Raw genomic sequence first — 21,898 nt, forward strand, 5'->3', positions numbered from 1 at the left:
CTTAAACTATACTACGATAATCTGAAAAATAAGATAGGGCATTTCCGTGAAAAAACCCAATAACCTCTGCATGCTTCGGTGCGTTATTATCGGGTATTATTTCCGTTGATATAAATTAATTATAAATTTACCCTCACATCCCGTAGTTTGACCAGCTAAACCAACGCCAATGAAACTGAAAAATTACCTTATCCAAAGCATCTATTTTTCTGTTTTTTATGTCTTTGTTTCCAATACGGTCATTGCTCAGACTTCCTCAGAGCTATACCATGATCTGCTGAAGTTGAAAGAAACCAAACGGGTACTCTATGTAGCGGCACATCCAGATGACGAAAATACCCGCTTGATCGCTTATATGGCCAACCGGGAGCACGCGGAAATTGCGTATCTATCGCTTACCAGAGGTGACGGTGGTCAAAACCTTATTGGCAAGGAACTGGGTATAGAACTGGGAATGATCCGGACTCAAGAGCTTATTCGGGCCAGAGAAACGGACGGGGGCCGGCAGTTTTTTAGCCGGGCCATAGATTTTGGCTTCAGCAAGCATCCGGACGAAACCTTAAACAATTGGGACCGGGAAACCCTGCTTTCCGATGTAGTTTGGATCATCCGGAAATTTCAGCCTGACATCGTAATCAACCGGTTTAATGACACGCCAGGCACTACCCACGGGCACCATACTACCTCCGCTATTTTGTCTCTGGAAGCGTTTGAAAAGGCAGGAGACCCCAGTGTATTTCCAGACCAGTTGAAATGGGTTCAGCCTTGGCAACCAAAAAGAGTCTTTTGGAATGCCTACAGTTGGGGCGGCCAGTATGAGCCCCAGCAGGGAAAATTATTCCACCGCTTTGAGGTAGGAGAGGTAAACCCACTGTTGGGAACAAGTTATTCTCAAGTCGCGGCAGACAGTAGGACCATGCATAAATCCCAAGGTTTTGGATCCACAGCCCAAGTGGGTGTCAGTGACGATTTCATGGAGCTGGTAATAGGAGAATCCTTTCAAACCAGCCCTTTTGAAGGAGTTAAGAACCGATGGGAGACCGTATCGGGAGGTGCAGCCATAGAGCAGGCATTGGATGCACTAGTGGGAAATTTTGATTTCAGGTACCCTTCGAATAATGTGAAAGCCCTTTTGGCTATAAAAGACAAATTGTCTGCATTGCCATCCGGTGAAATATGGATAGTAGAAAAACAGGAAGCCGTAGATCAGTTGATTTTGGGTTGTCTGGGGTTTAAGGCAGAGTTTTTGGCCAATAAGGAACTCTCATTCCCTACGGACGATGTGGGAGCCAGGTTGGTGGTAAATAATCCTTCGGACCTGAAGCTACAGGTGGAGTCCTTTGAGGCATTGGACCAAAAAATATCATTATCCAAGCCTCTTTCAGCCAACCTCCCCTTGGAAACAACCCTTCCCCTAAAAATTCCAGCGGATTTTCCCATTTCGCAGCCCTATTGGTTGAATGACTTACCAAAGAACAACCTGTTTACCATTCCGGAGCGCACCGAGATCGGTAAGCCCTTCAATGACCCGGCTATTTCTGGTGTGCTGGAAATGAGTCTGGAGGGCCGGAAGATCAACGTACACGTTCCGCTTATTTACAAGTACAACGACCAAGTGGACGGGGAAATCAAGCAACCCTTTACCCTAGTTCCGCAGGCTTCTCTGGATATTTCGAAAGATAACCTTTTCCTTCTCAACGGAGAATCCGACGAACTAAGCGTAGAAGTATCCTTTCAAAAGGAGATATTATCCGGTAAACTGGGTTTTGAGGGATTGAGCGAATCTGAATTTGAGGTGGTGGGAGAAAAAGTAGACGAAGAGAAACGAAGAATAACCTATCAAGTTAGGCTGATGAGCCACGAGGGCCCAGAAAAAAGCACGATTGGAGTGTATTATAGCACCTCTGACGGGCAGGTCTTTCGGCAGGGAAAGAAGCGAATAAGCTACAAGCATATTCCAAACCTCACGTATTTTCCGCCCGCTCAGTTTAATCTGATCCGATTGACTTTAAACATGACCCCTCAGCGAATTGGTTATATACCGGGCGCTGGAGACGACGTACCTGGGGTATTGACCAACCTGGGATATCAAGTGGATTTGCTGGAAAATGGTGGACTTTCTCTGGACAGATTGCGCGCTTACTCCACTATAATTGTCGGTATCCGAGCCTTCAACGTGAATCAGGCTCTGGCAGACAATGTCAGCAATCTTATGGATTATGTGGATCAGGGAGGCAATTTGATTGTCCAATACAACACTTCATCGCCGTTACTGACGCGGAGCTTGGGGCCTTATTCCATCACCCTTTCCAGGGACCGGGTAGCGGTCGAGGATTCTCCAGTCAAGCCGGATTTTCAAGCGCATCGGGTAATGCATCTTCCCAACGCGATTGAGATGAAGGATTTTGAGGGCTGGGTACAGGAGCGAGGTCTGTATTTTGCAGGTGACTGGGACAGCCGTTATGTGACTCCCCTAGAGCTACAGGATCCCGGAGAATCCCCCTCCAAGGGTTCTTTGTTATTGGCTGATTTTGGAGAAGGAACCTTCGCCTATTCCGGGATTTCTTGGTTCCGCCTATTACCTGCGGGCGTGCCCGGGGCCATCAAACTATTTGTCAACCTAATCGAACAAGGCGGTGAAAAATAAAAGCGAGCGAAAACTTTGGACCAGCATATACGCCGGTCAAATGTTGGTTTTGGCAGTCCTGGTTTGGCTGTTTTACCTCCTAACCATCAGCTTTTCATGAGCGCGTTAGACTGGAGCATTTTATTCGGCACGCTGACATTGATAGTCGGTTACGGTGTGTATAAGACCTATGGCCCCTCAACCATGGAACGGTACCTAAAAGGGGGAAATGAAATGAATTGGTGGACCATTGGTCTTTCTATCATGGCAACGCAGGCGTCTGCGATCACCTTTTTAAGTACACCGGGTCAAGCGTATTCAGACGGGATGAGGTTTATCCAATTTTATTTGGGGCTTCCTGCGGCGATGATCATTCTGTCTATCTTCTTTATCCCCGTGTACTATCGGCTAAAGGTTTATACAGCCTACGAATTTTTGGAATCTAGATTTGATCTCAAAACTCGGACTTTAGCCGCTTCCTTATTTTTGATTCAACGGGGGCTTGCAGCCGGCATTACCATTTATGCCCCGGCCATTATCTTATCGACGTTATTGAACTGGAACCTTACCTTCACAAATATATTCATCGGAGTATTGGTAATAGTATATACCGCCTCAGGGGGTACCAAGGCTGTTTCCATTACCCAAAAACAGCAAATGACTGTAATGATGGGAGGGATGATTTTGGCGGGGATTTTGGTGATCTATATGCTGCCAGTCAAATTTACAGATGCGCTGCATGTTGCGGGAAAAATGGACAAACTGAATATCGTAAATTTTGAATTCAATTTGTCCGACCGCTACAATTTTTGGTCTGGCATGACCGGTGCGCTGTTTTTATTTCTTTCGTATTTCGGGACAGACCAGTCTCAGGTACAACGGTATCTAACGGGCAGCACCCTAAAGGAAAGCCGTATGGGATTGATGATGAATGGTTTTCTCAAAGTACCCATGCAGTTCGTAATCCTGTTTATTGGCGTGATGGTTTTTGTGTTCTACCAGTTCTATCAGCCCCCTGTTTTCTTCAACCAAGTGCAGGTAGATAAATTGCAACAGAGCGAGTACTGGGCAGACTACCAGGAACTGGAAAAAAAATACCAAGCTACTTTTGAGCAAAAGAATACTCAAATATTTGAGATGCTGGATGCCGTGAAGGAGGAAGATCCCGGTCAGACGGACTTGCTAAGGAGCCGAATCGCGGAAAACTCGAAAGAACAGGAGGCCATTAGGGGACAGGTAAAGGAATTGATTCTAAAAAATGATCCCTTGGGCGAGACAAACGATACCGATTATGTCTTTATGCGTTTTGTGATGGACTACCTCCCCAAAGGAATCATAGGGTTGCTGTTCGCGGTCATTTTCAGCGCGGCCATGTCGTCTACAGCCTCTGAATTGAATGCATTGGCATCCACCACCACAGTAGATATTTACAAGCGGTCCATGAATAAGCACAGGGCATCGGGACACTATGTGAAATCGTCCAAGTGGTTTACAGTGCTTTGGGGAGTATTTGCGATTACTTTTGCCACCTATGCCACGCTTTTTGAAAACCTGATCCAAGCGGTCAATCTACTAGGTTCGCTGTTTTACGGTACCATTCTTGGCATATTCCTAGTCGCCTTTTTTATGAAATGGGTGAGGGGTCACGCGGTATTTTTGGCAGCCCTTATCACGGAGGGAATCATCTTGCTTATTCATTTTAACAACGGCGGTGTATTGCTGGGTATTCCCATAAACATCGGTTACCTGTGGTACAACGCCATCGGAAGTATCCTGATGTTGGTGATTGCTGCGTTTCTTCAGCTATTTATGCCTCGAAAGCATAGTAAAAAAACAAGGCTTCCCTGAACGAGACAGGGAAGCCAAAGGGATGTAAAAAGAGGCTGTTTCAAATCCTGAATCAGCCTCTTTGTGATTATTTGATGGATTTGATCAACCGCTCGTTAAGTCCTACATAATCGGGATTATTTTCTTTTCTGGCCATATCCATGCTGGTTTGGGCGGATTTCAATGCAGCCTCATTCAGTCCCAGTTTCTGCTCTATCTTGGCTTTTAGATGAATAGTCCAGTATTTGGGATCGGCTTCAACTGACTTGGTAACCCATTCCAGCGCTTTTTGGAGGTCTTTGTTGGTATTAAAGTAATAGGTTGCGGCCTGAAAATACACCCCGGGATTACTTGGTGTGTTATTAATCACCTGCTCTTCGATCTGTTTCATTACAATGGGATCCACTTCGGTTTCGATGCGGAACGCAGCACCGGATTTTTCCCATCGTAGGCTGACAGTGCTACCTGAGTCCGTAATGTCCCCAAATTCCACTTGAAAGGTTTCTACACTTTTCTTAGACTTCAAAGCCGGAACTTGCACTCTGAAGACATCGTCTTTTGAGTCATAGCCAATCGCACCCCACAACGAAGTGTTTTTATAAAAAATCAGCGTCCAAGTTGATTTACCCGGGATGCTATATAGTGCGTATTTGCCTGCGGGGAGAGGCTTACCTTCTATCGTCACATCCGTCGAAAACTCAAAGGTAGTCGCTGCATTTGCCCCGGTACGCCAAACTTCACCGTAGGGCACCAACTCGCCAAAGATCTTTCGTCCGCGAACACTTGGCCTGCTATATTCCAAAGATATTTGGGTAAGACCCACCAATTGACTAACTTTTGCCGGTGGACTAGCCTGAGGCATTTGTATTTGGGCATTTGCACCAAATGCAGTCATGATAAAAGCTGCTGCCAGTAAAATAAAATATTTTGTATTCATATGGTATATTAATTATATTGGTTTCGACTTAATCCCTTGGTCCTCGTTTTCATGTACGAACGCCTTGCTGTATTACACCTGTAAAGCGACAAATTTATATAAAAAGAAAGCAGGAACCATTAAAATCAATTGAGAAGTTCGGTATAACTTTGGGGGGGAGATTTTTGGGATAACCAGCTTTTGGATTTGTTCGAATTTTGACAACGATTAAACATTGATTCTTTAAATGAGCATAGCGATAATTGCGCCATACAAAAAAGACATACCGGTTTGGAAAGACACCTTCCATAAATTAGCGCCCACCATTCCGTTGGAAGTGTATCCGGAAATTGAAAATCCAGAGGAGGTAGAAACAGTGGTGGTTTGGCAGCATCCACATGGAATTTTGAGGGATTATCCTAACCTAAAGCTGATTTGCTCGATGGGGTCAGGGGTAGATCACATAGTGGCAGATCCAAAGCTGCCTTCCGGTGTGCCTGTAACACGAATTGTAGACCCTCGACTCACGTATAGCATGACCAACTACGTGATCATGGGCATTCTGAATTACCATAGACAGTTCACCCGATACCAACGGGATAAGCTCGATAAAACATGGGATATGAGCAGTCCGGAGATTGATATAGCGGTAGGAGTGTTGGGAACCGGTCAGTTGGGAGGAGATGTGCTCGACAAGCTGGCAGCAATCGGTATACCAGCCTACGGTTACGGCAATAGCCCAAAAGAAGGATTTAGGCATCCCTACTACCACGGAGATGCCTTGGATAAGTTTTTAGAAAAAGTAAACGTCGTTGTATGTCTATTGCCACTTACTGAAAAAACTGAAGGGTTTCTCAACAAAGAGCTTTTCGCCCGGTTTAAACCAGGCACTTACCTGATAAATGTAGCTAGGGGCAAACACTTGATCGAAGAAGACCTTGTCCTTGCCCTATCAAAAGGTTGGATTTCCGGTGCGCTATTGGATGTTTTTGTCCAGGAGCCATTGCCGAAAGAACATCCCTTTTGGGACCACCCTCAGATCATGATTACACCACATATTGCCTGTATTACCATGTACGAAGCGGCAGTGCCCCAAATTTTGGAAAACCACCGCAGGCAACTGGCGAATGAACCCCTTTCCAACGAAATTGACCTATCACAAGGATATTAAACAAACCTTGCTTAAACCTATGAGACCTTTTACCATTCTTTGCCCTACCGATTTTTCTGAATGCTCCCTAAACGCCATCGAATATGCTTCCCGGTTGGGTGAGCACTACCAGGCGGTATTGGTCCTTTTTCATGTCCCTAACCGTGAGGATTATAAAAAATTGACCAGCCCGGGAGAGTCGGCCGATATGCATCGATTTGCCACCACTAAACTTAACAGCCTGTCTGAAACTGTGAAAGCAGAAAGTCTCAAAAATGGACTCAAAGACTGTCAAACGGTAATCGTAGAAGGAAAAACGGTCCAAACGATATTAGAATTCGCAGATACCCATGCTGTGGATCTAATCGTGATGGGAACTGAAGGCGTAAATGACTTCAAACAAAATTATATAGGCACCAAAACCAGTAAAGTGGTAGAACAGGCGGGACAGGACGTGTTCATTATTCCCAGAAAGGTATATTTCAAGCATCCGCGTAAACTGGTATTTGCCACCGATTACATGGAAGAGGACAAATTGGCCATTCAAAAAGTGGTTGAAATGGCCCGTTTTTTTGATAGTGAAGTGGATATCGTACACGTGGGGACCAAAATCCGAACGATAGATAAGGCTTTACACCAGACCATGATCAATGAAATTAGCCCTTTTATCAAATATGAAAAGACCAACTTTATTTTGAAAGCCTACAGGGATGATCCGGGGTTGGGCTTAGAGAGCTATTTGATCTCCGCTAAAGGCGATGTACTCTTTACATTGAGTAAGAAGAAATCTTGGTTTGAATCGTTGTTTACCAAGAACCTTTCCCGCAAAATGTCTTATTTCATCAACAAGCCTTTATATGTCATCAAGACCGTTTAAGTCCGTTTTTGAGAAAATGCCAAAATTCCCGGCGGGCCGCTGATTGAGATAGAAGCGCCTTGATCGTATCCCAAATGTATCCCCCGGTCAAGGATCTAGATATGCGTACATCGTCGGTTTTCTCCGGCGCAGTAATGGGGATTTCTCGGCTACCGGTTTTGTCTTCGCGCTGTTGGGATTGGGGTTGCTTTGGTTTGTATCCGATCAATTCATCCGCTTTTTCAAAGCTCTTTTTTGATCGGGATTTGTAACCCAGCCTTTCCTCGACCATACCTTTGTTATTCAATGATATAGCGTCCTCTGGGTCAAGCTCCAGGGCTATTTCATAGTCCGCCAAAGCACCGTGAAGATCACCGATTCTGTCTTTGAGAAAAGCTCTACTAGCGTAGCGGTAGGGATTTTTGGGTTCAAGATTCTGTGCCCTGTCTAGCTCTGAAATAGCTTCTTCGTTGCGGCTCATCAGGTGAAGTACGACTGCCCTGTCACTGATAAGGTCGCAGTCAAACGGGTCACTGGTCAGCAACCTGTCAAAATCAGCAAGCGAATCCTGAAACCTACCCATTCGGGAATACACCCGAGCACGGTAGATCAGTCCGGCAGCATCGTCGGGATTGGACACCAAATGCAGTTCAAAAACCCGCAGAGCTTCTTCAAATTTTCCTTCCTTATAATGGGCTATTCCCTGTTCTATCATGCTCACGTTGCTACTGTGTTAATGGATATGTACGTTATAGATACAAATTTCGATCAAGATTTGTTCATGTGCGGATAAGGACTTGCAAAATATCAACCAATCGCCAATTTTAGCTATCTTTGACGGTAGATAACCTCATTCATGGCTAGTACTCCGGAAACTGTTTTAAAGGATCTAAAAAATGGCAAATTTTCTCCTGTGTATTTTATTCAAGGAGAGGAGCCCTACTTCATAGACAAGATCACCCATTATATTGAGAATCACGCAATACCGCCACAGGACCGTGGGTTTAATCAGGTGGTTATGTATGGGAAAGACGTGACGATGAGCACGGTAATCAACCATGCTAAGCGCTTCCCCATGATGGCCGAGAGGCAGGCAGTGATCGTAAAAGAAGCGCAGCACATCGATGGTTTGGGAAGAGAAGAAGGGGACAATCTTCTCATCAGTTACCTAAAGAACCCGCTCCCCAGCACGATATTGGTTTTTGCACACAAGCATAAGACAGTGGATGGGCGAAAAGCTCTTGGAAAGGAACTGGACAAACATGCGGTGCTCGTAAAGTCAAGTAAGATTGCCGAATACAAGATTTCTCCCTATATCGAGGCTTACATCAAAGAGAAAAATTTCAGCATCGACCCCAAAGCATTGCAGGTCTTGGCGGAATCTATCGGTAGTAATCTGGAGGTATTGACAAATGAGATCGACAAAATGTTGATAAATTTTTCGGAACCGGTGAAGATCACCAATGACCATATTCAAAAATACATAGGGATCAGTAAAGAATACAACATATTTGAATTAACCAATGCGCTCAGTTTTAGAAATGTGGTCAAGGCAAATTCCATTATTTATTACTTCAGCCAAAACCCTAAATCAAACCCTCTGATTCCGATTATTACGGTACTGTATACCCATTTTAACCGCATATTACTTGTTTATGGCAACAAGAGTCTCGGCGAAAAGGAATTGGCCGGCATCTTGAAAGTAAACCCCTATTTTATAAAAGAATACCTTACTGCAGCAAAAAATTATTCATTAGGCAAGATTATTGATATCATCGCATATTTGAAAGAAGCGGATTTACGTTCAAAGGGTGTTGATAGCAACAACCTAGATCATTCCCAAATTTTAAAAGAATTGGTATTCAAAATTCTGCACTAGGCGCAACAGCATTTATGAAGATTAGATTGATCGTTTTTTTTGTCGTGATCTTCCATTGGAAGGGAACGGCACAGTCCACCCTATACCAAAGGAGCACGGAAAAACTATTCCACGATGCCTTGGAATTGTATCAAAAGGATCAATTCGCTGCATCAAAGATTGCCTTCACCAGGCTCTTGGCGATGGACCTGTCGGAATCCAAACAAGTAGCTTCTAGCTATTATTTGGCCTCTTCCGCTCTCAAATCCGAGAACCCCGATGGTCCCTCCATGTTGGAGACCTTTATCGTAAACCATCCCAACGAGCCACTGGGAAATGAAGCGGCGATAGAGTTAGGAAATCACTTTTTTCTGGCGAGGAATTACCCAAAGGCTATCGAAGCCTATCGCCGGATCGACGCTGATTTTCTCTACGGAGAAAAAAAAGCAGAGGTGCTGTTTAAGACAGGGTATGCTTTTTTTATGTTGAAAAACTACCGGGAATCCATTCAATATCTAGAGGAAGCCAAGCGATACCGGAGTGATTATTTAGCGGACGCCTACTATTATGCTGGATATGCATACATGGAACAAAAGCAGGATGAGCAGGCAATTCGGGATTTTAAAGAAGCTGAGAAAGCCCGTGCGTATTCCGGAAAGGTACCGTACATGCTGGCATCTATTTATTACAAGAGACAACAGTATGATGAGTTGATAGCCTACGCGCCGGGTATCTTGGACCGGCAGGGATTGGAAAAGAAGGAGGGCATTCAGTTATTACTGGCAGAGGCCTATTTTGAAAGGAGAAACCACGAGCAAGCAGCCCAAAACTACGCGGCTTTCACCGCGGCAAACAAGGGACGATTAACCCGGGAGCAGCAATACAAAGCCGGCGTTTCCCATTACCATGTCGGGAGGTATGCGGAGGCAAGCAATTATTTCAAAGAAGTGGCATTGGGCAATGACAGGCTAGGGCAGGTCTCCAGCTATTACCTGGGCCACGCTTATATCAAGCTAAATAATCCCCAATTTGCGTCCAATAGCTTTAGTGCGGCCTTCAAAGCGGATTTTGATCCTCAGATCAAAGAAGAGGCGCTTTTTAATTACGCCAAAGTAAACCTGGAGCGTGGAAGCTTTCAGGATGCCGTAAATGCACTGGATACCTATTTGGAGCAATACCGAAACGGACCACATGCTCGGGAGGCGGAAAACTTGCTTAGCGATGCGCTGATTAATACCAACAATTACCTCCGGGCAATCGAGCACATGGATAAGATGCCCAATAAGTCTGAAAGAATCAAAGCGGCTTACCAAAAAGTGGCCTTTTACCAAGCTATGGTGTATTACAGGGATGGAAAGTATGGCAGCGCACTACAGATGCTGAACAAATCCCAAACCTATCCAATCGATAAAAACCTGGCTGTTCAAACCCAGTTTTGGAAAGGAGAGACACATGCCGCCAATAACAAGCTTGACGAAGCAATCAAAGCCTACGAAGCAGTGATTTCCATGCGGCCCAACGCCCGAGATCCCAGTCTCATCAAAACCCATTACGGATTGGGTTATGCCTATTTCAATACCCAGCGCTATTCCCAAGCAGAAGGTCAATTCAAAGCCTACACAGACAAACTGAGAAACAGCCGAGACCGAGAAAACTACGATGACGCCCTGATCCGATTGGGCGATGTATACTATGTGCAGAAGAAGTTTCGGGATGCCTTGGATACCTTCAATCGTGCAATTCGCGAAAATAATCCCTACACCGATTATGCTTACTTCCGTGTAGGTGTGATTCACAACTTTGAAAACCGAAATAATGAAGCCATCGAACAATTAAATCGGGTAATCAGCGGTTTTCCTACGAGCCGTTATTTCGAAGATGCTTTGTTTCAGCGCGCTCAGATAAACATGGAGATGACCCGGTACGAAGATGCTCGGGCCGGTTTTTCTGAATTAATTAGCAATCGGGCAAACAGCCCTTTTATTCCCTATGCCCTCGAAGGTCGGGCGGTGGCCAATTACTCCATCCGAGACTACGAAGGGGCGATCAGAGATTATAAAGCCATCTTGGATAACCACCCAAATGCAGCAAATGTCGAATCCGCTTTGGTGGGATTGCAGGAAAGCCTTACGCTTCAGGGAAGGGCCGGTGAGTTTTCCACTTACCTGGCAAATTACAAGCGAACCAACCCTGGCAGTAGCTCCTTACAAACCTTGGAATTTGAAACTGCCAAAAATCTGTTTTTCAATCAGTCCTACAGCGAAGCTATCCGTTCGTTTGAGAACTTTATCCGGAGTTATCCAAATGTGACACAGGTACCTGAAGCGCAGTTTTTTATCGGTGATTCCTATTTTAGGCTAGGAGACAAAAACAAGGCATTGGAATATTTTTACCTCGTTGAAAAGACACAAGAAGTGTCGCTCAAAAATAGGGCGATACAACGGATAGGGACCCTGGAGTTTGAGAAGGGAAACTACACCGAAGCAATTCGTTTTCTGCGAGTTAGTGTTCGAAATGCCCGTACTAAGTTAGATGAATATGAATCCTTGAACAGCCTGATGGATGCTTTCTACCGGACCAAGCAGTACGATTCGGCAACCGTATACGCCAACCGGATCATTGGGCTAGGAGATATCACCATCGATGCCACCCCAAAAGCCCTGCTGGTAAAGGGAAAATCACAGTTGGAGAAGGGGCAGGTAAACGATGCCAGAAACACCTTCAAAGAGCTGTATTCCACCTTTAAAACGGTGCAGGGAGCGGAAGCTTTGTATTTAATGGCACTTTCATTCCACGATGCAAATATGTTCGCCGCTTCAAACGATTTGATTTTTGATGAATCACAACCATTCGGTCCGTACGACTTTTGGTATGGCAAGCAGTTTATTCTGCTCGCGAAAAACTACTTGAAGTTAAACGAAACCTTTCAAGCGAAAGCGACTTTGGAGTCTATCGTGGAAAATTCGCCCAACGATCAGGTTAAAGAAGAGGCACGCCAATTATTAAGAACGATCAACTGATTATGAACCGACCAATAAAAACTCTTTTTATCGTAGCGATCGCCTTTGCTTCCCCATGGTACGTGGGCGCACAGGAAACTGGCCGGGGTTCCGAGAGGGGCGAGATACGCGATACGGAATTTATCATCCGTAAGGATAGAGTATTGACATTGCCGACTCAAAACCGTGTAAACGAGCGTCCGCCTTCTTTGCCTTCCGTGAGTAGTCAGGGAAACTATACCTACGCGGTGAAAGATTTCTTCTTAGATATGACACCGGTAGCATTGGACATCCAACCCTTTGCACGGAATTTTCCAAAGCCCTCAGTTGAGTCATACCATAGTTTTACCAGGCTGGGCTATGGAAATTACCGGTCGCCATTGGCAGAGATTCATATCAATAACCTGTCTAACGAGGAGCGTAACTATGGTATCAAACTAAAGCATCAGGGTTTTTACCGAGGTCCTGTAGATGGTTCCTTCTCTGCGGAAGATCATACCGAAGTGAAGGTGAATGGGTCTCTTTTTCGTGACGATATGGAAATTTTCGGAGATTTTGGCTATGACCGAGACAAATACCATTTTTACGGATACACAGAAGGCGCCATTTGGAGTGCTGCCCCATTTGATTTAGGCCAAGTCCTGCATACGGCCTACGGAAGCGTGGGTGTAAAAAAAATCGAGCAACTGGACGTATTCAATTACCATGCTACGCTAAATCTACGGCTATTTAACGACAATTACCTGGCACGCGAACACGAAGCCAATGTGCAGGCGTTGATAGGCTTTCGGGCCAACGAAAACTTACACGGCGGCATAAATACCCAGTTGTTTTTCACCTCTCCATCCGACGAAGGATATACCGATATCAACCGAAACTACTTTAAATTGCAACCTTTTGCAGTGTACCAAAACGCAGGTGTAAAGATCAAGGTAGGAGCCAATGTGATCCACGAAAACGACATCGTTCCCAATAAGACAAAGGATTTTCATGTATATCCTTTGGCCAATGTGTCCTATCATCCGGTTCCAATGTTTGGAGTATATGCCTCTTACGAGGGGGATGTATTGCGGAAAACTTACTATGATTTTGTCCAAGAAAACCCTTTTTTGGGTCCCAGCGCCCAGTTAAGGAACACCATCCAAAATTACGAGGTAGACCTGGGAGTCTCCGGAAATGTATTGGGAGAATTGCATTACAAGGCTGGTGTTAAATACGGAAATTTCTCCAACATGCATTTTTTTGGGAACAATGCCAGTGACAGTACGCGCTTTCAATTGATCTACGACGACATCAGTAGGGTGCTGAATTATCACATAGGAGCCAATTGGAATTACGAAGGAATCTATCAAGTAGATGGTGAAATCAATTATTACCAATATACCCTAACAGATATCAGCAGTCCGTGGCATCGCCCGGAATGGGAGGTGAAAATACACAATACCCTCCAACCGGATTCCAAATGGACAATACAGTTAAATGCCCACCTAATGGGTGGTATATCGGCCATAAACCTAGCATCCGATCTAAATACCACCTTGAAGCCGATTTTGGATCTACAGGCAAAGATAGACTACCGCGTTACTCCCCGGTTTTCGGTATTTGCTATTGGCAACAACCTGTTAAATCAGTCGAATCAACGGTTCTGGAACTATCCTGTTCGGGGAATCCAAGGAATAGGTGGTGTAACGATGAAATTCTAATGTTATTCGAAGGGAACGTTGTTGGGATAATTTAGGGTCATAATTGGCTATTTGACCGATTTACCTTAGTTTAGTATATTCAAACAGCTTACTATTTTTGATATGTCTGATAAAGAGCCTTCTAATAACAAAAACACCTCGCCCGAAGACGATGATTTCGGTTTGCCAGAGGGAAGTTTTTCACCGCTGGCAGAGGATGACATCACTAAGAATGAGGAGGAAAACGAAGTTGTTGCCCCCATTCCTGTGCCTATGGGTGATTCACCGGAGGAAGCTTCGGTAGAGACCTCGGTTCAAGAGCCACAAAATGAAAAATCCTCCAGTTCGGGATGGGTAGTGATCTTGCTGTTGTTATTGCTGGTGACTGCATCGGGTATTGGGTTTTATTTGGGTTGGTTTGCGCCGTCCGATGGAGGTCAGGTAGCGCAGGATCAGGGAAAAACAGACGAGAGTACCGAGCAACCGGCGATTTCGGAAGCACCATCGGAAGTACCTGAATTACCGTCTGAATCCGAAATACCGACAGAAGAATTAAAGTTGACAGAAATTACATCGAAAGGCGACTCTCCACGTTATTTTGTGGTGGTGGGTAGTTTTATTGACGACGACCTCGCCAAAGATTATTCCAAAAAATTAAACACAGACGGATTTAAAACCTATTTGATACACCCTTATGGAGATATTGACTTTTACCGGTTAGCGGTGGATGAACACCCCGGCGTAGCGGAAGCCTTGACGGTCATGGAACGGATACAGGCGGATTTTGAAGAAAATTTATGGGTTTTGAAATATTAATATGACATTCTTGCAAACACTCTCTACCGACAACCAACTGGTGGTCGATACACTTACACAACTTGATAATACCAGCTCTAACATAGGACTGATTGATCTAATGATCAAAGGGGGATACATGATGATTCCTCTCTACCTGCTGTTCGTATTGGCAGTCTACATTTTCGTGGAGAGGGTGATTACCCTGAAAAAAGCCTCGAAAACTCCGAAAGGTCTGATGGACCAGGTAAAGATGATGGTTCAAAGCGGGAACGTACAGCAGGCAAAAATGATTTGCCAAGGAGAGAGCACTCCAGTGGCCCAGATGATTATCAAGGGCTTGGAACGTATCGGCAGCCCGCTAAAGAATATCGAAGTGGCGATTGAAAATGTAGGAAAGATTGAAATCTATAAGCTGGAAAAGAATCTGGGGCTACTGGCCACTGTTTCCGGAGCGGCTCCCATGATCGGGTTTTTGGGCACGGTAGCCGGTATGATCCGGGCGTTTATCGGTGTGGCACAGGAAGAGGGGATGGTATCGCCAAAGTTGCTCTCCACGGGTATCTATGAAGCGATGATCACCACTGCCACCGGGCTGGTAGTTGGGATTTTGGCGTATTTGGGATATAACTACTTAGTATCACAGGTGTCCAAGCTGATCCATAATATGGAATATTCCAGCATTGAGTTTATTGACATGCTTCAGGAAAAGAAATAAGCGCCATGGCATTACAATCCAAGAACAAGATCGAATCAGCGTTTAGTATGTCCTCTATGACGGACATTATCTTCTTGCTGTTGATTTTCTTTATGCTCACTTCTTCCTTTATCACTCCTTCCGGTTTGCCGGTTAATTTGCCTTCCAGTGAGACCTCCGACATCGTGATGCAGGAAGTCACCGTTAGTGTGACAAAGGACCTTCGTTTTTCAGTAAACGATAAAAGGGTTACCCGGGAAGAAATTAAACGAGAGCTTGAAGCGTTATTGAGAGAGAAAAAGGGGCACGTTGTGCTCCACATAGATAAGGAAGTTCCTGTAGAATATCTGGTTGAAATCGGAGGAATTGCGGCCACCCTGGAGGCAAATGTCTCTATAGCTACAAAACCATTTAAATAATTGATGAACGCTTGGGAAACAGATCGGGAAGATGCGAATAACCGCAGAAAGGCTATGATCATCACGTTCATAGTTAATTTGTTGGTGATTACCGCATTGTATTTCATCGTCGTTTGGCGCCAGCCCGTGCCACCGATTCCTCAATTCGGATTGGAATTGAATTTGGGTTTTACGGATACCGGGTCTGGTAACGTGCAAACTACTGCACCGCCTGCCGAAACGAGGGAACAGGTGACTGAGGCACCGGCACCGGGCGAACAGGCACAGCAGGTGACCCAGGCCGCCGTTCCGAAGGCTGCTCCCGAAACCTCGGTAGCCAGACCGGCACCTGCTCAATCCCAACGGCAGGTGGAAACCCAATCAAGGGTAGAAAGCCCCTTAAAGGGTGCAGAAACTACTGCCGAAGCGGTAAAGGAAAGCGCAAAGCCGACTCAGACTCCTCCAGCTACTGCCCCATCCACCGCGGAAGCTCCCAAAACCGAGACCAAGGCAGCCGAAAAACCGACGGTAGACCCACGTGCAATTTTTGGAGCGGGAGGTACCACTGGCACCGGCAATCAGCCCAGTTCCGGTAGCAGCCAAGGAAGCTCAAACCGCCCTGGTGACGAGGGGAATCCCCAAGGCACCGTAGATGGACGGTCTATCCTACAATCTGGCAGAGGAAATGCTGGCGACGGGGCAGGGTACAACTTGGACCTGGCTGGATGGGATTTCGCATCGAAGCCAAACATTCAAGACCGGGTTTCCACCAGAAATGGCCGAATTGTTTTCAGAATCACCGTGGATCAAGATGGCAGAATACAGCAAGCTATCCCGCTGGAATACAACGTTTCTAACGAGGTGTTGAGTTATTACAGGACTGTAGTTAATCAACTTTCTTTCAAACGGCAAAGTGGAAACCCAACCGCTGATTTTTCTACCGGTAGAATCACCTTTATCATCAAAGTCGACTAAAACAAGTGCATGAATTATCAGGAGACTTTGGACTACCTGTTCAATGCTTTGCCCATGTTTCAACGCATTGGTGCGGCAGCCTTTAAAAAAGATCTTGGACCGACGATTGCCTTGTGCGAATATCTGGGTAATCCTCAACATGCATTCAAAAGTATCCATGTAGCCGGCACCAACGGCAAAGGCAGTACCTCTCATGCATTGGCATCGATACTCCAGGAACAGGGATACAAGGTAGGCTTATACACCTCACCTCATTTGAAATCCTTTACAGAACGTATCAGGGTAAACGGTCAGCCCATTGCTGAGCATGCCGTGGTTCACTTTGTCGCCCAAAACAAGGATTTTATAGATCGGATAAAACCAAGTTTTTTTGAGATGACGGTAGCGCTTGCTTTTGACTACTTCGCACGTGAAAAGGTTGATGTAGCGGTGGTTGAAGTGGGTATGGGTGGTAGGCTGGATAGTACCAACGTGCTGATGCCCATGCTTTGCATTATCACCAATATAGGTATGGACCACATGCAGTTTCTGGGAAATACGCTGCCGGAAATTGCAGCAGAAAAAGCAGGGATCATCAAGCCCGGCATACCTGTGATTGTAGGTACTACACAAGTTGAAACGGAGCCGGTCTTTCGGAAGAAAGCGTCGGAAGCGCATGCCCCGATTTATTTTGCCGATCAGGAAATAAAGGTTTACCCAGGAGTGCTATCCCCAGAGGGAAATCAAAGGTCTTACACGGTGGAGTTACCTTCCGAACGATTTGAAATTCAATTTGGGCTAGCGGGGGACTATCAAGTGTGGAATTTACCGGCCATTCTGTTGGCCAGTAAGGTATTACCCCAGTTGGGACTACCGGTTTCATCCAAAGCGCTTCATCAGGGCCTTATTCACCTAGTGGTAAATACGGGGTTGAAAGGTCGCTGGCAGCGTCTGTCTATGAAACCTTTAACCATTTGTGATACAGGACATAATGAAGATGCTTTTAAAGCGATTGTTCAGCAATTAAAGCAAATTCCGCACCGACATCTTTGGATGGTTCTAGGTGTGGTGAAGGACAAAGACGTTGGATCGGTGCTCGCTCTATTACCAACGGATGCAAGCTACATCTTTTGTCAGGCTGCCATTCCTAGGGCCATGCCGGCACAGGACTTGGCCGATCAGGCAGGCAAGATCGGATTGGAGGGCGTGGTGGTGGAGGATGTCAACGAAGCGTTGAATTACACACGTCAGCAGGCGAGCGAAGAAGATTTGATTTTTGTGGGAGGCAGTACCTTTGTGGTTGCTGAAATAGTCAATTTATAGTTATGGGAAGAAATAAGTTAGAGCGGTTTCGCCAAAATGAAGAAAATACAAACGTGGTACAACCCGGAAAAGCGATCTATGAAAAGATCAAAGGAGGTTGGCAGGCATTTTTTGGGAACGAACAACCTATAACCGTAGAACTTGCTTGTGGCAGGGGAGAGTTTACAGTTGGGCTGGGAAGAAGTTATAAAGCGAGAAATTTTATCGGGGTGGATATCAAAGGCTCCCGAATATGGAAAGGCAGTACCATGGCGATAGCGGAAAACCTCCCAAACGTTGCATTTCTGCGGGCACAAATTGAGCAGCTAAATCAATTTTTTTCAGAGGGAGAAATCGCCGAGCTTTGGATAACCTTTCCCGACCCCCGACCAAAGGACCGGGATGAAAAACGTCGGCTTACTTCGCCCAGGTTTTTGGATATGTATGAACCTCTGCTGGAAAAAGGCGGTTTGGTCCATTTTAAGACAGACAATACCGGTCTTTATCAATACACCAAGGAAATCCTTGCGGCACGACCGAATGTGAAGATCCTGAAAGATACCGATGATTTCTATTCGTCCACCTGGAGAGACGAGCACTTGGGCATCCAAACCCGGTATGAGAAAATGTTCTCAGAAAAAGGCGAAACCATCAAGTACATTTGCTTCAAGTGCTTATAGCTCAAAATCCGTGAATTTGGCTACTCCATTTCCAGCACTTCTAAAATATCCGCCAATTCATCAAAGTCTTTCAGACCAGGTTTGATTTCATCGCCCCCGCGCAGCGAAATCCCTGTTACCTTCGTTTGCTGCACTACCCGCTCCACATTGGTTTTATCGAGGCCAAAACCCAAGATCAACGCACAGTTTGTCGCCAACTCGGAGATTAGGTTTAGATCTTCATCTGTCAAGCTGATTGACTGGTCGCTCTCCAGTAGAAGTTGTATCTCGTGTTCCGACAGTTGATGGGACAAGCCTACTAATGCCTGTAGGTCTGAGGCACTGGAAATATTTTTCTTTAAGATCAGTTGGTAGCCGCTGTTTTGTAGCATGGGCAGGAATACCTCTTGGGTTACCTGGATAAAAGAGAAGCCAGGGTAATCAGACAGCGTTTGCAACACCTTTTCTGGGTGGTAGGAGTCAAACTCTGCAACATACGCTGGTCCAGAAAGCCAGTTTGTAATCTCCGTGTACTGTCCAGGGCTCACAAAATCAGCCTGATGGGCCTCTAGACAAAAGCCCATTAAGTCTACGTACATACCTGCGCAATACCTTGCGTCACTCAAATTGTTTACCGTGCTTATCTTTACAAAAGTTTTTAGCGCCATTTTAAGATATATTGTGTAACTTTTCTCAATTTGTCAAAGATAGTTGAATTGACTAACAAATCATTTAATGTATCTCCAAGAAATGACCCTAGAAGCATACCCTAGCGATGTTGTGCGTAACACAAGGTGTACTGGCGTTCAGATTGGGAACAGCGATGCGAGCAAGTAAACTTAGAAGAAGCAGATGAATACGTGGACGAAATGGACTTTTTTATTGGGCATTGCTTTTTATTTGGCATCCTGTGATTGGGTAGACCGTGAACAACCCGCGTCTGTTCTTCCCAGATATTCCCCGCTGCAAGTGGGCAGGTTTTGGGTGTATGAGGTGGATGAACGCGTTTATTTTGGTGAAAATGATTTTGAAGATACCCGTTATTATTACCGGGACCAAATCACAGAAGAATTCCTCAACGAGCAGGGCCAAGTTGCTTTCAGAGTGATACGGCAAAAGTCCCTGGATCGTCAGGTTTGGGAAAATGAACAGGCCTACGGACTTCGGCTAGCAGAAAATCGGCTAATACGCCTTATGGACAATATACAGGAAATCAGGTTGGTGTACCCTATTCAACTGCTGAAAGAGTGGGATTCAAATGCATTTAATACCCGGTCGACCGAAATTTTCACCATTGAACGGGTTGGTAGCTACGCACTGGGAGAGCGGGTTTTTCCTGCTGCGGTCGTAGTCCGGCACATGGAAGACGATGATTTAATCACTTTTCGGGACAACCGCTATGAGGTGTATGCGGAAAACCTGGGAATGGTAGAGAAGTATTCAGAGGTTTTTTCTTATTGCTCACGCAGCGACTGCCTGGGACAACAAATTATTCAAAGTGGCCGTTTTATACATTTGAAACTAATGACCCATGGGATTCTCTAGCAACGCATTTTTTTTTCTATTAGGCACTCTTTTTCTACTTCAGGAAGTGGAAGCACAGGACCGGTACGCGATCCATTTCAAGTACAAACCGACGGAAATCCATAGCTTGGAGCGGCCATTCGAGCTGATGACAGCAGAGGCGCTTGCTCGCAGGGAGCGGGAGGCAATCTCTGTTGACAGTACTGATCTTCCGGTTTCTCCAAAGTACATAGCTGATATTGAGCTTTTTGTGCGTAAAATCCTCTATCATACACATTGGTTAAATGCCTCGGTAGTAGTGGCGGAAGAGGCCTCTATTGCGGAGATCCGCTCATTGCCATTTGTCTCCGAAGTGGTATTAGTTGGGAGAGGTTCTGGTCCGAAAACTGCTGAAAGCGGAAAGAAGGCGGCGTCCGATCCCTTTCGGCTGCGCATCCAAAAGAAACAATCACAGCCCTACGATTTTCAGAACGAACTCTTGGGGATACCTCAGATGCATTTGGAAGGATATACCGGTACCGGGGTAAGGATAGCCGTATTTGATGCTGGGTTCCAAAATGTGGATGTCATTCCGGCATTTAAACATTTGTTTGATGAGGGGAAAATCATAGGCACCAGAGACTTTGTCATTCCGGGGTCGTCGGAGGTATTTAAAGATGATACCCATGGTACAGGAGCACTTTCACTCATTGCATCTAATCACGAACGGTTACTAGCAGGGGCATACGACGCGTCGTTTATTTTATGTATCACGGAGGATGTTGCTTCCGAATTCAGGATAGAAGAGTATAATTGGGTCAAAGCAGCGGAATATGCCGATAGTTTGGGGGTGGATATTATCAATAGTTCCTTAGGATACAATCAGTTTGACGATGTGGACATGAATTACGGGAAGGATGATATGGATGGTAATACCGCCACCATTAGTATAGGCGCTTCTATAGCTGCCCAAAAGGGGATCCTGGTGGTAACCAGTAACGGAAACGAGGGAAACCTTAGCTGGCGTACCATTACAGCTCCAGCCGATGCAGCAGATGTACTGGCAGTTGGCGCGATATCAAATAGTTTGGAAAAAGCGAGCTTCAGTTCTGTAGGTCCTACCGCAGATGGAAGGGTTAAGCCTGATTTGGTCGCCTATGGCACAGGGGTAAGCCTTTGGCGCTACGTCTCTGGGCCCAGCTTTTCCAGCGGGACTTCCTTTTCGGCACCCCAGATCGCTGCATTGGCTGCCGGGCTTTGGCAGGCAAATCCTACGCTGCGTATGGTGGAGATTAAAGAAAAACTGCTTCTAAGCGGGCACCTTTCGGACGATCCCAATATGGAATTGGGGTATGGTATTCCAAATTTCGAACGGGCCATGTACGGAATAGAACTAGAAAATGAAGAGATTTTAGCCAAGCGAAAGATCAGCCTGTACCCCAACCCCTTGGACGGAGACCGACTTTTTGCCAAAAACGTTCCTACCAGTACCTGTTGCGTGCGCCTGATGTCGAGCTCAGGAAATCTCGTCAATCAATGGATCTTGGCATCAAACGAAGCCCAGCGACCTATGGAGTTTGATATTGGAAATGTGATGCCCGGCTTTTACATAGTTGAATTTCAGTCAACTAACTGGTCTGAGCGATTTAAGTTGCTGAAAAGGTAAGGATTTGGCC

The 21,898-nt window shown here is 45.6% G+C and carries 18 protein-coding genes; 15 read left to right on the plus strand and 3 right to left on the minus strand.

Annotated features, from left to right (window positions below):
• The first annotated feature begins 169 nt into the window (after nucleotides 1-169).
• Nucleotides 170-2,647: a PIG-L family deacetylase gene (locus JJU34_RS05190; RefSeq protein ID WP_228691268.1), complete on the plus strand. Its 2,478-nt coding sequence runs from the start codon at nucleotides 170-172 to the stop codon at nucleotides 2,645-2,647.
• Nucleotides 2,648-2,743: 96 nt separating this feature from the next.
• Nucleotides 2,744-4,474: a sodium:solute symporter gene (locus JJU34_RS05195; RefSeq protein WP_228691269.1), complete on the plus strand. Its 1,731-nt coding sequence runs from the start codon at nucleotides 2,744-2,746 to the stop codon at nucleotides 4,472-4,474.
• Between the two features lie 67 nt (nucleotides 4,475-4,541).
• On the opposite strand, the gene JJU34_RS05200 is transcribed toward JJU34_RS05195, so the two are convergent.
• A complete protein-coding gene (locus JJU34_RS05200) occupies nucleotides 4,542-5,390 on the minus strand; it encodes a DUF2911 domain-containing protein (protein WP_228691270.1) in 849 nt (282 codons plus the stop codon).
• A gap of 226 nt (nucleotides 5,391-5,616) precedes the next feature.
• Here JJU34_RS05200 and JJU34_RS05205 point away from each other — a divergent pair, with 226 nt between their 5' ends.
• Together JJU34_RS05205 and JJU34_RS05210 are read left to right on the plus strand one after the other, a co-directional pair.
• Complete coding sequence (locus tag JJU34_RS05205; RefSeq protein ID WP_228691271.1) at nucleotides 5,617-6,540, plus strand: glyoxylate/hydroxypyruvate reductase A; 924 nt, start codon at nucleotides 5,617-5,619, stop codon at nucleotides 6,538-6,540.
• 19 nt (nucleotides 6,541-6,559) lie between these two features.
• On the plus strand, nucleotides 6,560-7,396 hold the full coding sequence (locus tag JJU34_RS05210) for a universal stress protein (RefSeq protein WP_228691272.1): 837 nt from the start codon (nucleotides 6,560-6,562) through the stop codon (nucleotides 7,394-7,396).
• Here JJU34_RS05210 and JJU34_RS05215 read toward each other — a convergent pair.
• Nucleotides 7,383-8,090, minus strand: a complete 708-nt coding sequence (locus JJU34_RS05215) for a tetratricopeptide repeat protein (RefSeq protein WP_228691302.1) — start codon at nucleotides 8,088-8,090, stop codon at nucleotides 7,383-7,385. The genes JJU34_RS05210 and JJU34_RS05215 overlap by 14 nt on opposite strands.
• A 141-nt stretch (nucleotides 8,091-8,231) precedes the next feature.
• Between JJU34_RS05215 and holA the strand changes: the two genes are divergently transcribed.
• The 9 genes from holA (at nucleotide 8,232) to trmB (ending at nucleotide 18,740) form a co-directional block, all read left to right on the plus strand.
• A complete protein-coding gene (holA, locus tag JJU34_RS05220) occupies nucleotides 8,232-9,254 on the plus strand; it encodes a DNA polymerase III subunit delta (RefSeq protein ID WP_228691273.1) in 1,023 nt (340 codons plus the stop codon).
• Between the two features lie 14 nt (nucleotides 9,255-9,268).
• Nucleotides 9,269-12,253 (plus strand): tetratricopeptide repeat protein, encoded by a 2,985-nt coding sequence (locus JJU34_RS05225; RefSeq protein ID WP_228691274.1) that lies wholly within the window; start codon nucleotides 9,269-9,271, stop codon nucleotides 12,251-12,253.
• A 2-nt stretch (nucleotides 12,254-12,255) separates the two neighbouring features.
• Nucleotides 12,256-13,935, plus strand: coding sequence for a TonB-dependent receptor (locus tag JJU34_RS05230; RefSeq protein WP_228691275.1), 1,680 nt, complete (start codon nucleotides 12,256-12,258; stop codon nucleotides 13,933-13,935).
• Nucleotides 13,936-14,037: 102 nt separating this feature from the next.
• Entirely contained in the window at nucleotides 14,038-14,730 is a 693-nt protein-coding gene (locus JJU34_RS05235; protein WP_228691276.1) for an SPOR domain-containing protein, read from the plus strand.
• A gap of 1 nt (nucleotide 14,731) precedes the next feature.
• The gene (locus tag JJU34_RS05240) at nucleotides 14,732-15,427 is read left to right on the plus strand and encodes a MotA/TolQ/ExbB proton channel family protein (protein ID WP_228691277.1); all 696 of its coding nucleotides are present in this window, start codon (nucleotides 14,732-14,734) and stop codon (nucleotides 15,425-15,427) included.
• Nucleotides 15,428-15,432: 5 nt separating this feature from the next.
• Nucleotides 15,433-15,825, plus strand: coding sequence for a biopolymer transporter ExbD (locus JJU34_RS05245; protein ID WP_228691278.1), 393 nt, complete (start codon nucleotides 15,433-15,435; stop codon nucleotides 15,823-15,825).
• 3 nt (nucleotides 15,826-15,828) lie between these two features.
• Entirely contained in the window at nucleotides 15,829-16,779 is a 951-nt protein-coding gene (locus tag JJU34_RS05250) for an energy transducer TonB (RefSeq protein ID WP_228691279.1), read from the plus strand.
• A 9-nt stretch (nucleotides 16,780-16,788) separates the two neighbouring features.
• Nucleotides 16,789-18,081, plus strand: a complete 1,293-nt coding sequence (locus JJU34_RS05255) for a folylpolyglutamate synthase/dihydrofolate synthase family protein (protein ID WP_228691280.1) — start codon at nucleotides 16,789-16,791, stop codon at nucleotides 18,079-18,081.
• 2 nt (nucleotides 18,082-18,083) lie between these two features.
• Complete coding sequence (gene trmB, locus JJU34_RS05260; RefSeq protein ID WP_228691281.1) at nucleotides 18,084-18,740, plus strand: tRNA (guanosine(46)-N7)-methyltransferase TrmB; 657 nt, start codon at nucleotides 18,084-18,086, stop codon at nucleotides 18,738-18,740.
• Between the two features lie 20 nt (nucleotides 18,741-18,760).
• On the opposite strand, the gene JJU34_RS05265 is transcribed toward trmB, so the two are convergent.
• Nucleotides 18,761-19,387 (minus strand): phosphoribosylanthranilate isomerase, encoded by a 627-nt coding sequence (locus tag JJU34_RS05265; RefSeq protein ID WP_228691282.1) that lies wholly within the window; start codon nucleotides 19,385-19,387, stop codon nucleotides 18,761-18,763.
• Between the two features lie 184 nt (nucleotides 19,388-19,571).
• Here JJU34_RS05265 and JJU34_RS05270 point away from each other — a divergent pair, with 184 nt between their 5' ends.
• Nucleotides 19,572-20,264 (plus strand): hypothetical protein, encoded by a 693-nt coding sequence (locus JJU34_RS05270; protein ID WP_228691283.1) that lies wholly within the window; start codon nucleotides 19,572-19,574, stop codon nucleotides 20,262-20,264.
• On the plus strand, nucleotides 20,251-21,888 hold the full coding sequence (locus JJU34_RS05275) for a S8 family serine peptidase (protein ID WP_228691284.1): 1,638 nt from the start codon (nucleotides 20,251-20,253) through the stop codon (nucleotides 21,886-21,888). Before JJU34_RS05270 ends, JJU34_RS05275 begins: the two co-directional genes overlap by 14 nt.
• The last annotated feature ends 10 nt before the right edge of the window (nucleotides 21,889-21,898 follow it).

This window comes from Lunatimonas sp. (assembly GCF_020832325.1).
Lineage (GTDB): Bacteria > Bacteroidota > Bacteroidia > Cytophagales > Cyclobacteriaceae > Lunatimonas.